Source organism: Microbulbifer harenosus (genome assembly GCF_005771435.1).
GTDB lineage: Bacteria > Pseudomonadota > Gammaproteobacteria > Pseudomonadales > Cellvibrionaceae > Microbulbifer > Microbulbifer harenosus.
The window spans coordinates 260618-273729 of record NZ_VANI01000011.1; the positions used below are offsets into that span (position 1 = coordinate 260618).

Genomic DNA, 13112 nt, shown 5'->3' on the forward strand with positions numbered 1-13112 from the left:
TAAGATGCATCAACGCTTATCTGCAGGGTGATTAACCCCGTCATAGGTCGGGATTCCCTCGATCTTGAGCGGGTTGATACCCTCCAGGCAGGCCACGTTAAATCCGAACTGGGTCGGATTCGAGCGTCGTTGGTGGTGGGTGTAGATACCGCAGTTCCCACAGAAATAATGCTTCGCCATCTTGGTATTGAACTGATAGAGCTTAAGGTGCTCCGCGCCCTTCACGATCCTAATGCCATCCAGCGTCACAGAAGCCGCAATGGCGCCGCGCCTGCGGCACATGGAGCAATCGCAGCGGCGGACATCTACCAGCCCTGCTGGCAAATCGAGTTCCAATTCGACGGCGCCGCAGTGGCAGGTCGCCCGATGCTTTGGCTGTATTTTAACGCCATCTACTTCCGCTAAGTTAGTCGGCAATTTTTCTTCCCCTGCTTAGGCCAAGTCGTATAGCCGTTAACTTTAAACGCGTTTTTCCCACATTTCTTGTTCGCTTGATAATTCACCGCAACCATAAACCTCCCAGGCTGGGACCGGAAAACCGATCCAGGCGGCCGTGCTTGTTGGCTTAATTCCCGCTATGCTGGCGATATGTTGAGCCCAAGTGCCACAGTTGTGTCCCCCATGCCCTAATAAATTAAATTTGGGGGTTTGCGTAGCATTCTTCCACTCAGCTTTGGCAGCATTAAATGCTCTATTTCCGGAGTTGAAATCGACCAGCCAGCTTCTGTATTTTGCGCCTATCAGGAAGTTGCTCTCCGATACCTGCCTGGCCTGCTCCGCATAGTACCTTCCTTTGTGCAGGTTTCCGTCTTTTGGCTTTTCTGAAGCTTTTTTTCCGTTCTCTAAAGGAATGGTTCGTCGAAATCGTTCAATGCGTCCCGGTACTACTTGAGTCGATGACTGCCAGGATCCCAATTCATTGAGTGAGTTACCTTTCGCGGGGTATAAATGGAATCCTTTATGCTTTCGGTAACAGTCGTCAGTTCCATAACCATGGCCCCATTCGAATACGATTACCTGATGCCCGAAGGTAAACGAGCCTTGGGAGAGAATGGTAATTACCATTTCATTTTCATTCAGTGGGTAGCCTGTGTATCGGCTCCGAAGGGTGTGCCCTATAGGTGCCGTCTGCCATGCGGTATTCGGGTCCAATTCAGTAGCCATGATCTTCCCTGTGGTATTAAATTTTTTTAAAAACCGACGCTGGATGCTAGCAGGAATACTTTTCTGCGAACAGATTGTAGGCGTTACTTTCGACTCGGTATTTCGTGAGAATATTGGTGCCATTTGGCCGGGTGGGCAGCAGCTGGCTGCCAAAAATCTGTCGGAATTCGGGCGTAATTTTAACGTAATCGGTCGCGGGATGTTTTGGCGGGGATCCCCAAAGAAATCGGATGTAGCGTGAGTAAAATACCCGCACACGAATCGCTCTGCAGATTTGTGTGCGGAGACTTAAAATGGATATTTGGTTTAACCTGTCTTGTATGGGAAAAAGAGAGAATACCACTGCGGGATTTGGGAGCGTTGCGACGCTATGAATGCTGGTTGTCCATATCGACCTATAGGTGATACAGCTGAGCTTCCACCAGAGCTGCTTTTCGCGGGCGGCCGTGAACTGGTAAACGGCTGCACTATACCGGGGATTCCTACTTTTCGTCGGCCCAGGAAACAGTGACCAGTACCCGTCGGTACGGAGCCAGGCAGGCTATCTTTTCCGCGCGCGGCAGGCTAATGGGGCAGTTGCTGTCGGCCTGGCTTTCGCCCTGTGCGCTCGGCGCGATGGCGGCGTCGTCAGCACCCCGCTGGCGTAGCCAGTCGCTCACGCTCTGCGCGCGACGGGTGGAGAGTCGCCGATTGTCCTCGGCTCTGCCCATAGGATCCGCGTGACCCTCTACTCGAAACAACAGTTGCGGCAGCTTTTCCGCTGGCAGTTGCGCCAGGAAATTCTCCAGGGCTCTGAGCGCATTGCTGTCCAGTTGATACTGGCCGGAGGCGAAGGGTAGGGTGATGGACACAGGCTGAAAAGCCTGCGACTCGGGGGCGGGTTCGGGCTCCGGCGCGGTTTCGGCTATTTGTGGCGGTCCCGCCAGCGACGGGTCGCAGTCCGGCAGGGCGTGGTCCACCCGCCAGTCGGCATTGCGCCAGCAGTGGCCATCGCGGTCGCGCAGCAACTGGCCCTGGCGGTCGCTGGCATAGCCGGGAAAGTGGTCCGTGGGTTTGTCCGCGCCGGCGCAACCGGCCAGGAGTAGGACGGTGATAGCGGCGAGTGTTTTTTGTTTGTTCCGCATGGATGATTCCTTGTTTTTACCTGCAGGTGACTGTGTGCAGGGTGATTTGACCTACCAGCGATACTGGGCGCCAAGCTGCCCGCCGTGCACTTCGCTGTCGCCACCAAAGCGGCCGCGGTAGCCGGCCCACAGAGACAGTCTTCGGCTGATGTGCATCTCCGCCGACAACGATGTGTCCAACTGAGTGGCGTCTACGTCCGCGCTGTACAGGGTAAAGGTGTCGCCACCGGCGAAGCGCGCATCCTGTTCCGCCGAGATGTCGCCGAAGCCGCGCACCGCGGCCAACCCGGCTTGCACCTGAACCCAGGTGCCGTTGGCCAGGAAGGCCCGCGACAGATCCAGCCCCAGGGTTGCCTCGCCGCTGCTTTGGCTGTTGCCCTCCACGGTCAGCTCCGCGCTGCTAGTGCCTTTCTCTGTAAAGCCGTTCCGCTTCAGGTGTTCGCTTGCGGCCTGGGCATAGGGGCGCAGGTCCAGACCGGCCCAGTGCAGGTCCAGGCCCGCTTCCAGAGCCAGGCGGGTGCCGCGAACGGAATCGGATGCGCTGAGTCGGTCTGCGTCAACTTGGCGGCGATAATCCGTATCTCCGTCGGCATAGCTCAGATCCCCGCGCAGGTACAGCGGGCCGTCGCTGTCCCAGCGTGCGTAAAGTCCGAGGTAGCGGGCGGAAAGTTCGCCTTCGGCATCGCGGTTGCGGTAGTCCAGGTCTGCGTCCGCCGTTGCAAGCGCGGTGCCCAGCAGCCACTGCTCGTTCCAGCGCGCGTCTGCACCGGCCGCGAGCAGTTGGCCGCTCATGCGATAGCTGGCGTTGCCAGTGATCAGCTGCCCGTCCTCTTCGAAGCGAGTGGATTCCACCTGTACCCACGCGGCGGGGCCCTCGCCGTGCTCGCCCGGTGCCGGGCCGACAGCCAGGGCGCCCATGGGTGAACTCTGGCGGCGGAGTTCTGCGGAGAAGCGTCGCTGCAGTTCGCGGCTGGCGTTGATACCAGCGAGCAGGCTGTCGCCACTCAGGGCTTCGAAGGCAGTGGGCGCCGAGTCCGCGTCCAGGGTCACCACCCGCTGGTACACCGGGTGCTGGCGGCCCAGGGTCTCTATGCCGTCGGCTGTGGCGCGTTGGTTGCGGGTGCGCGCCAGATCGCCGAACGGCAGATCGTTGCGGGTCAGTTCCAGATAGACGTGGCTGGCGTCGTAACTCAGCTGCGGCGCGAGGAAGGCGTAGTTGGTGGTGACGGCGCCGAACTGGCCGTCGATCCCGCCGTCGGCGACAAGGATGGTGTAGTCGGTAAAGGGTTCGAAGTCGCCGCTGGCCACCACATGCACTGCCGAGCCGTTCCCCAGAGTCGTTCTGCCGCTGACATGAATCTGGTCGCCGTTGCCGTCAGCGTCCACGTCCGCCAGATAGACGGAGCCATTGCCGAAAGTGAGATCGCCGTACACGGTTAGGGTGCCGATGGTATTACCGGGGGCCAGAATACCGCCGCTCTGTAGTTGAGTGCTCCCCACTGTACCGCTGCCGCCGAGGACTGCAGCGTCCTGTACGGTGAGGGAGCCACCGAGGCTGCCATTTACCATCAGCAGGCCCGCGGCGATGGTGGTGTTGCCCGCAAAGCCGGCGCTGTTGCCGCTCAGGGTCAGGGTGCCCGCGCCGGTTTTGCGCAGGCCTTCGCTGCCGGCGACTGCGCTGTCGATGGTGGCGGTCCAGGTTTCACTGCCGACACCGCCGTCGCCGACGCGAATTTCGCTATCGACGCTTAGGGTCAGAGTGCCACCGGTGAGCCGATAACCATCGCTGGCGAATTGCAGGCCGGTGGCGGTTACCTCGCCATCGCTGGTGTCGAGGGTCACGGTGCCAGCTTCGCCGCCGAAAATGGCGAAGCCAGGTTGCGAACGCATGGCGCCGGTGAGGATGCCATGAGCGTCCGCCCAGACTTCCGCAGACGCGGACCAGGTGCCGTTGCCGCCGCCTAGTTGGCTTTCGCCGGCCTGGCCGTTGGCATTCCAGAAGTTCAGGACCATGCCGCTGGTGTTGAGCAGGTTGATCTGGCCGCCTGACGTTTCATTGGAGAGGTACTGGAAGGCAAGCACCGTCTCGTCCTGGGCATCGTCGAGCAGCAGGCCGCCGTTGCTCAGGGTGAGGCTGCCATCGTAGTCAAATAGGCGGTATAGGCCGGGGCCGAAGCCGCCGGTGTCGGTGATATCGAGGATGGTACCCTCCAGGGCCAGGTCGCCGCTCACCGTCACGCTGTCGCTGTCGCCGGGGGTATTGAAATCCGCGCCCGGGGCGCCGAACTCGAAGTCGAGGATAGAGCCCTGGGCCAGGGTCAGGTCGCCGTCCACGGTGAGGGTGCCGGTAGAGTTGCCGGGGGCCAGAATGCCGCCTTCTTCCATGGTGGTGCTGCCCACTGTGCCGCTGCCGCCGAGGGTGGCGCCGTTCTGCACGGTAAGGTCGCCACCCAAGATGCCGTTGACCGCCAGCAGGCCCTGCTCGACCAAGGTCGCGCCGGTAAAGCCGGAGCTGTCGCCCGAAAATTCCAGTGTGCCGCTGCCTGTCTTTTGAAAGGAGCCGACGCCGGTGAGGGCGCCCGCATAGGCGGTATCGCCCGTCTGATCGACGGTTAGCCCGGCGCCACCGATAGCCAAGGTGCCGCCCCCGCCGGAAAGGGAGGACATGACGTGGTCGTAGCCGTTGAGATCCAGGGTGCCGCCGTTGATGGTGAAGGCGGTGTTCTGGACCAAGGCGGTCGAGGCGCCGGCCAGCAAGGTGCCGGCCTCAATAGTGGTACTGCCGGTATAGCTGTTGGCGCCCGCGAGTGTCAGCGTGCCTGCGCCCAGCTTGGTCAGGCTGCCGCTGCCTTGCAGATCCGTGGCGATGCCGATGTCGAAGCCGTTGCTGTCGATATAGGCGCCGCCGGCGGCGATGGTCACATCGCCCGCGGCGAAGCTGGGCAGGAAATCTGCCTGGTTCGCGGTCGCGCGCAAAATGCCGCCATCGAAGGTGAAACTGGCGCCGCCGTCGCGTTTTTGCACAAACCCGGTTTCCAGCACCCCGCGGCCAGTTTCCGTGCCGGACAGAAGAAGCGCGCCGCTGCTACCGTCGGCATCGCCCATCGCAAGCGCGGCCCCACTCACCTTGCCGCCGTCTTCGATATTCAGCATGCCGCTGCCATCAATGCCGACAATGATCCAGCCGGAATTGGTCCAGCCCGAACCAGCGCCGGTCACCGTCACCGTGCCGGTGGAACTGGAGAAGCGGCCGATATAGCTGGAGCTATTGCTGACCGTGCCGCCGTTTTCGATATTCAGCGTGCCGCTGCCATTAATACCGACATAGAGCCAGTTGGAATTGGTCCAGCCCGAGCCTTTGCCGGTCACCGTCACCCTGCCGGTGGAACCGTGGTTGGCGCCGATATAGCCGGCGGTATTACTGACTGAGCCACCGTCTTCGATATTCAGCGTGCCGGTGCCATTAATGCCGACATGAAGGGCACTGGAATTGGTCCAGCCCGAACCTTCGCCGGTTACCGTCACCGTGCCGCTGGAACCGGCGTCGTAACCGATATAGCCATCGGTATTGCTGACCATGCCGCCGTCTTCGATACTCAGCGTGCCGGTGCCGCGATTGCCGACAGACAGGCTGCCGTTATTGGCCCAGTCTGAGCCCTCGCCCGTCACCGTCACCATGCCGCTGGAACCGGTGTCGACGCCGATAGTGCCCCAGAGATTGCTGACCTTGCCGCCGTTCCGGATTACCAGCCCGGCATCGTCGCCAGCCTGACGGCCGATAAAGAGGGCCCCCTCAAGGTTCCACGGGCTGTCCTGCGTGCCCGTGGTGCCGTCACCGCTGCCGTCCACTATCTCGACACTGGCGCCGTCGATTATCTGTACCGCCCCAGCCGGCGTGGCCGCCAGCGCCAGCGTCAGTGCGAGCGAGCGCAACCCGCGCCTCGGGCTCCGCGCGGCAGCCTTTTCGCCCGGGGTGGCGGAGCCGCTGCCCGCGCGCGAGGCGGTTGCCAGTTCCGAGACTACCTGAAACAGCCGCAGGCTGTGATTGAAGGTGATGCGGTAGTTGTGGTTCATGCCTCTTCCCCGATGAGAAATGCGTTCCAGTGCCCGCGCTTTGTGTGACACAGCGCGAAATCGGGCGGATTATGCGGGCGCCGGGAGAAGGGGTGTTATGCGAGGAGTCTCGGGGGAATTGCAGTATGTCTCAGCGCCGCTGCGCGCACCGTGCTGGCTATTTACAAGCGGGTTTTGCCGTGGATATCAAGGGGGGCGTCAGCCGTGGCGCAGCTCCCGCGGACTGATACCGAAATGGTGGCGGAACAAACGGCTGAAGCTAGCGCTGTCCAGAAAACCGCAGCGGGCGGCAATCTCGGCGATGGTGAGGTGGGGCGGGGCGCTTTGCAGCAACTGGTGAACCCGCTGCAAGCGGGCGTCGCGCAGGTACCCGGCCACGGTGAGGCCCTGTTGTGCGAAGGCGCGGTAGAGGCTGGCGCGGGAGCAACTCAGATGGCGGGCAATGGCGCGGGCGTTGAACTCGGGATTCGCCAGTTGCTGCTGGACAAGGTGCTGTGCGGCGAGGAACAAGCCGTTGCCATTCCGATGACCTGCGCCGTCCGGTTCATCCAGAGCGCTGCTGCCGAGCGCCGCCAGGGCAAGATCCTGGGTCTGTTCCAGCACCAGAGCGCGCTCGTGCGACGCCAGCCGGCCCCCATACTGCGCCAACAGCTGCAACTGGGCGTAAAGGAAGGGATACAGGCGGCTGTGGCGCAGGCCGGCGATCACCTGGCTGGGCGGGGGTAAGTAGCCGCCCAGGGCCTTGCGCACGCTTTCCCGCTCCAGTGTCAGATGCACGCCGCTGTGCTCTTCCCAAGCGGTGCGCGAGGGGTAGGCGGGGTCGTAAAAGATCAGTTCTCCGGGGCCGGCACTCTGCGCGCGGTCTCCAGCCTGTTCGTGGTGGCGTTTACCGGCGAGCACGAGTCCCAGGTTGATCGGTTCGCCTTCATACAAACGGCACTGGCGCTCGGTGCGCCTGCCGGATACGGCGTCAGACCGGTACCAGAAGAGGTTTCCGCGGGGGGTGAAGAGAGCGCTGGCGCGAGCGCTGAAGCCGCGTCTTTGGTTCGTGTCGGGACTGTCGGCATCCCAGCCGTGGAGCACGGTTTCCCGCCAGTAGTCATAGGCCTCGGCAGGATTCTGGCCGGCAGTGGAAATTTCCAGAGATACATTGGCGCTGGGCCCGCCATACTCCGGCGACCAACAGCCCAGCTTCGGATTCCAGCGCCAGATTTCCGGCGTCCAATCCCAGTATGCGGACTTGTCACCCTTGTTCGCGGTCAATCGAGTTCCTCGCCCCAGCGCTTTATGCAGGAGGTTATCGTGTCACAAGCGCTGCTGCGCAAGCAACACGATCAGGCTACCCGCGCTCCCGAGCACAATCAGCAGGCCCGGCAGCCCGGCCAGGTTGGCGAGCATCTTGATACCGTCGACTCCCAGAAAGGTGACGCTGCACCAGCCTACGGCCCCGATCACGCCCGCCCATAGCAGTTTTATTCCGAACGGCGAGTTCATCTCCCGCGCTGTGACCGCGCGCTTGCACAGGCCACCAATCGCATCCGTATTGGAATCTGTGGCGGTTATAAATGAGATAAGACAGGCAAAGATAAAAAACAGGCCGAGCGCAAAGCCGCCGGGCAGGTAGCCAAACAACTGGTAGGCCATGATCGCCAGACCTTCGCGCTGGTAGGCGCCGTACATGGCACCCTGATCCTGAATATCGAAATAAAGCGCGGATAGACCGAAAACGGAAAACCACAGTGCGCCAAAGGCAGACGGGAGCAGCAGGTTTACCAAGATGAACTGGCGCACGGTATAGCCTCGGGCAATCTTGCCCAGGAACAGACAGGAAAGGGGAGCCCAGGCAAACCAGCTTGCAAAGAAGGCCGTGGTCCACCACCCCGACCAGCGGCTGCCTGGTGGTTCGTCCAGCATCAGGTGACGAGGAATAAATTCTGATAGATACGTTAACAGGGACTCGCCACCGGCCCGCGCGATAAACGCGCTTGGGCCCAGTGCCAGCACATACAGCATCAACAGCAGAAAAAGCACGGTATTGACGCGGGCCAGCAGCTGTATACCCCGGCGCAAGCCGCTGGCGGCGGAGAGGAGCGCCACCGCGATGATAAAGGCCGAGGTTGCCGCATACACCAGCGGTGATTTTGCAATGCCAAACAGCATCTGCAGGCCGTCGCCGATCAGCAGTAGCCCGCCGCTCAGCACCGCCGACATGCCCACCACCGCGGAGAACAGCACCAGTCCATCCACCAGTTGCGCAAGCGGGCCGCGCAGGCGCGCACCCAGCAGAGGGTGCAATAGTGCATCCACGGAAAAACCGTAGCCACGGTTGTAAAAGCCCAGTGCAAACGTCAGGCCCGCCACCGTGTAGATGGCATAGGGAGCCAGTGTCCAGTGCACGAACACCGTGGACATAGCGAATCGCAGCGCGCCGTCACTGCCTGCCTGCACACCGGCGAAAGGGGGCGGCTCGCGAAAGTGCAGCACCGGTTCCGCCACCGCCCAGAAAAGGATACCCATGGCGATCACGGTGGTCAGGGATACGGAGAACCAGCGGAAGGGGGAGTAGATGGGTTTTGCGCCATCGCCGCCGATGCGAACGCGGCCGAGCGGGGATACAAATACAGCAATGCACAGCAGCAACAGGGCGAGCGCCGAATACAGATAAAGGGGCGATAATCTATCGACAATTGCGGCATTTAGAGCGCCGGCAACGCGCACAAACTGCGCCGGGTCGACGGCGATTGTCACCAGTGCCAGCAGCATGGCGGCGAGGGTGGGCCAGAAGGCGATGGGTTTCAGCTCTCGCCAAGGAGAGACGGGCCGGTCTCTGGTTGCCGCGGAGGTTAACATTTGGCCGTTTCCGGATTATTGAGCAGGGCGGATACCTTATCGCTGTGGCCGAAGCTGTGGCAAATTAGGAATGCAGAAATCTTGTAAACGTATCGCCGGGCCGGGGTATGCCGCATGCGGTAAGTAACATACCGATATTGCCTCGATGGTAGGTTCCGTGAATGATCAGATGATCCAGAATCTCACTGACGGACATGCTGCCGCGATCGCAGTCAGTAAATGTGAAACTGATGACTCTGTTATCTTGCAAGCGGTCAAACTCAACGGCGTAGTTGATCAGCCATTGGTCTGTACTCTGGATTTTGGCATTCAACTCGGCAAGCGTAGGAGTTTCCGGAGTATTGGTAGCGGTGTAGGGGTGATCTTCACCTTTCAAGTGGGCGATAAAAATCTTGTCCACCACATGAGTATGGTTGAGAAGACGCACAGCCATGGTCCACTGCTCGGGATGCTCTTCCCTGTTGATCTGACGAATGAGTTCCAGTAACTCCTGATTCGCCCACGCCTTGTAGCGGAACTTACTCTCCATGGCTGGTTTCCCTCACTTTTGCGTGGGAGCCGGTAATTTCATATTCAATGGCTTCGCATAAACAACGGCCGGTTAACTTTTGCATGATTCATTCCTTTCAAAAAATAAGGCACCAGTTTTTTCATTCTGTGCTTGCGGTGCGGTTACTCGCGGCTATCGGTTTTAATTGTTTGGCCACTGGCACTGCTCTGCTGCGCAAGGAGGACCAAGCGTATGTTGCAAAGAGCCTGTTCTGCGCTTACCGGGACTTCGCCGCCAGAAAGAACCGCCCGGGCCAATTGCTGGAAGTAGTGCTGGTAACCTCCGGTTTCAGTGGTGACCTGGGTCGTGCCGTTTGTCGTGTAAAGCTGGCCGTATTGCTCGGGAGCTTCATGGGCCCAATTTCTAGTCACCGGCAACAGCCCGGCTTTCAGGCGGTCTTCCTGCGGGTCCAGGCCATACTTCACATAGCTGCCGGCCTCGCCCTGCACTTCAAAGCGCAGGTTTGGAGAGGCGCAGAAAGGGCTGCTGCGGAGTACCACCAATCGCTCCGGGTAGTGCAGGGTGAGATGGAAAAAGTCATCGACCTCGGCGTGTGGTCGCAGTGCTTTTACCTGCGCAGTGATCGCGGTCGGAGGACCAAACAGCTGCAGCGCCTGGTCTAGCAGGTGCGGCCCAAGATCGAACAGGATACCGCCGCCCTCAACGTTTGACTCGCGCCAGCGCTTGCGCACCTCGGGCCGGAAGCGATCGAAATGGCTTTCAAAGTAACGCACAGTGCCCAGGCGGCCATCGTCAATCAGTTTCCGTACGGTCAGGAAGTCTCCATCCCAGCGCCGGTTGTGGTAAACACTCAGTACCCGCTGCTGTTTGCGGGCCAGCGCGATCAGCTCTTCGCCCTGTTCGACGCGGGTCACGAAGGGCTTTTCCAACACTACATGCTTGCCCTGCTGCAGCGCCAACTTGGCCAACGCAAAGTGTGCTTCGTTTGGTGCGGTGATGATCACCAGATCGGCATTACTTTCGGTCAGCAGCTTCTCGGCCTGTGTATAAACCTCTACACCCGGATGTTGTTGACGCACCACGTCCCCCTTGGACGTGCTGACCGCGGTGAACCGAAAGGGCGGCAGGTTCAGAATAAACGGCAAATGAAAGGTGGTGGCGGAGAAGCCGTAGCCGATGATGGCAGTTTTGATTTCGGCAGTTGTACTCATGGAAAACAGCGCTCCGCGGTGCTCATTTGAAAAACCATATCCACCGACACAATCTCAACGTTTAACGGTGCGTAGTGTCGATAAAAGCCTGCAAATATGGTCGCTTACCTAAATGGGGGGTGATCTTTATGAATTGGTTCCGGCTTGCCCATTGGCTTTGACAATAATCTCGTTCACCAAGTCTGCAGGAAACAGCGATTTGGACAAGTACTGCCGGCTGCCGGATTTGGCCACCAGTATCAGTCCCAAATCGGTTTCGATAACACGCTCGATATCAGACCATATCAGCGCTGTTTGCGCATAGGCGTTCTGCGTCTGGATACCATCTTCATCTATGGTTAATTTCACTTCGGCACCGGCACCTTTTCCCCACATCTGCCGTGTTAACCACCAAGCTCGCCGGAAGCGAATATGCAGCAGCTCCAGAACCGCCAACGCGATCAGCATGTAGCCGGCGACTTTAGATTGCTCGATGAACAGCAGTAACCCGGCACCAGCCGCAAACAGTAATACCGGGAACAGATAATTGGGCTTGGCGCCTTTCCCGTGGGGTAGAGACTGGTCGAAACACTCAGCAAGGTATTCTCGGGATAACGTAAATTGTGTACTAAACGGTTGCACTGGAGCCACTCGTTATTTTCGGTTGGTTGTCAGGTTTGATGTTATACCTGCCCCGGTGATGGTAGATAGGCCATTTGCGGGCCTACCTGCTCCCCAAGGGCAGCGTATTCTGCATCGGCGGATTATATGCCGAACGGCCAGGTCTCTGGTGGCTCCTGCTGGTCCCAGCCCTCGGTGAGATCCAGAGGTTCGAGCGCGGTGGTTTCATCCAGGTGAAATAGCACATCGAACTGGTCGCGGATATCTACGTAAAAATAGTGGCTCAGCCGTTCCGTTTCCGGCCGATAGATAACGCCGATGGCCCGCTCCAGCAGCGGCTCGCGCAGGGCGTCGCCCTGCAACGGGCTCATATCGAGATAAAAACGGCCGAGCCCGCTCTGATGGAACAGTGCCTCGGCACTGCCTTCCAGTGCTGGCCGCACCCAGCGATGGTCAGCAGTATCACCCCACTCTTGAGCCGCAGTGACATGTCCTGTGTAGGTGGTGAATCCTACCAGTAATGCCTCGCCAGCAGTTTTTTCACGCACCAATTGACCGACATTGAGTTCCCCGCGTTGCACCGATTCCGTGGCTCGCGCATCACCCAGGTGCGAGTTGTGCGCCCACACCGCGATGCGCGCCGGTCGTCCTCGCTGCCGCTCGATGTGCCGTCGCAGCGCCAGTAAAGTGTCTACCATATGTTCGTCACGCAGGTTCCAGGTGTTCACACGGGTGGAAAACATACCGCGGTAGTAGGCCTCCGCATGCTGCACCACATGCGCATTGCGCTCCGCATAGAACTGCTCGTCTTCGGCCAGGATACCGTCCTTTTGCAGCCACTGGCTGCGGGCCTGCATCATCTCCAGCACCTGCTCCACCGCCTTGTGCTGGCAGGATTCACTGATGCCCATTGCGGCGGTATAGCCGTAGCGTTGTGGGTCGCCGTGGTGATTCATGCACGCATAGCGCTCGCGCGCGCGTCCCGCGGCTTCGGGATCGACCTGGTCGAGATAGGACACCACGGCGTCGGCCGAGCGGTACATACTGTACAAATCCATCCCGTAAACACCGGTCTGTTGCTCTCTGGGTCGCTGGGAATTCCACTCATGCAGCCATTGGATAAATGACTCCATCACCGTATTACGCCACATCCACAGCGGAAAGCGCTCGAAATCTCCCAGAGCTTCCCCCGCGCTGGCGTCGCCGCCCAGCCCGCGCACAAAGCGGTTGATGCGGTAGACATCGGGCCAGTCCCCCTCAACGACTACAGCGTCGATACCCTGTTCCTCGATCATACGTCGGGTGATTTCGGCGCGGGCCGTGTAAAAGTCATGGGTGCCGTGGCTGGCCTCACCCAGAAGTATGAACCGGCGACTGGCGGCCTTTGCGAGCAGTGCATCGGTAAGCGCCGTTAAATCGACACACTTCCCCTAACCATACTGAGCCAAATTTTTTGAAACAGGCTTCAAGGGCACATTCCACGGCAGAAGGGCTTCGAGCTTCTCCAGCGTGTCGGCCTCACCGATTCGGTCCAGTACATAGTGGATGTAGGCTGAGGGCTCCAACTGATTGGCCTTG

Annotated in this window: 11 protein-coding genes; all 11 read right to left on the reverse strand. The window is 59.9% G+C overall.

The features are described 5' to 3' along the window. Positions 1-9: 9 nt before the first annotated feature. Entirely contained in the window at positions 10-417 is a 408-nt protein-coding gene (locus FDY93_RS11965; protein WP_138235970.1) for a GFA family protein, read from the reverse strand. 42 nt (positions 418-459) lie between these two features. Further along, entirely contained in the window at positions 460-1164 is a 705-nt protein-coding gene (locus tag FDY93_RS11970; protein ID WP_138235971.1) for a hypothetical protein, read from the reverse strand. A gap of 482 nt (positions 1165-1646) precedes the next feature. Beyond that, entirely contained in the window at positions 1647-2288 is a 642-nt protein-coding gene (locus tag FDY93_RS11975) for an OmpA family protein (RefSeq protein WP_138235972.1), read from the reverse strand. A gap of 51 nt (positions 2289-2339) precedes the next feature. Beyond that, the gene (locus FDY93_RS11980) at positions 2340-6362 is read right to left on the reverse strand and encodes an autotransporter domain-containing protein (RefSeq protein WP_138235973.1); all 4023 of its coding nucleotides are present in this window, start codon (positions 6360-6362) and stop codon (positions 2340-2342) included. A gap of 198 nt (positions 6363-6560) precedes the next feature. Further along, positions 6561-7625 carry a helix-turn-helix domain-containing protein gene (locus tag FDY93_RS11985; protein ID WP_138235974.1) on the reverse strand — a complete coding sequence of 355 codons (1065 nt, stop codon included), beginning with the start codon at positions 7623-7625 and terminating at the stop codon, positions 6561-6563. A gap of 42 nt (positions 7626-7667) precedes the next feature. Further along, entirely contained in the window at positions 7668-9212 is a 1545-nt protein-coding gene (locus tag FDY93_RS11990; protein WP_138235975.1) for a BCCT family transporter, read from the reverse strand. Between the two features lie 64 nt (positions 9213-9276). After that, on the reverse strand, positions 9277-9741 hold the full coding sequence (locus FDY93_RS11995; RefSeq protein ID WP_138235976.1) for a DinB family protein: 465 nt from the start codon (positions 9739-9741) through the stop codon (positions 9277-9279). A gap of 143 nt (positions 9742-9884) precedes the next feature. Next, positions 9885-10934: an oxidoreductase gene (locus tag FDY93_RS12000; RefSeq protein WP_138235977.1), complete on the reverse strand. Its 1050-nt coding sequence runs from the start codon at positions 10932-10934 to the stop codon at positions 9885-9887. A 126-nt stretch (positions 10935-11060) separates the two neighbouring features. Further along, positions 11061-11555: a YcxB family protein gene (locus tag FDY93_RS12005; protein ID WP_138235978.1), complete on the reverse strand. Its 495-nt coding sequence runs from the start codon at positions 11553-11555 to the stop codon at positions 11061-11063. 122 nt (positions 11556-11677) lie between these two features. Further along, positions 11678-12829 carry an erythromycin esterase family protein gene (locus FDY93_RS12010; RefSeq protein ID WP_138235979.1) on the reverse strand — a complete coding sequence of 384 codons (1152 nt, stop codon included), beginning with the start codon at positions 12827-12829 and terminating at the stop codon, positions 11678-11680. A gap of 135 nt (positions 12830-12964) precedes the next feature. Further along, the coding region (locus tag FDY93_RS12015) for a transposase domain-containing protein (protein ID WP_181954057.1) at positions 12965-13112 on the reverse strand (148 nt) is incomplete at its 5' end.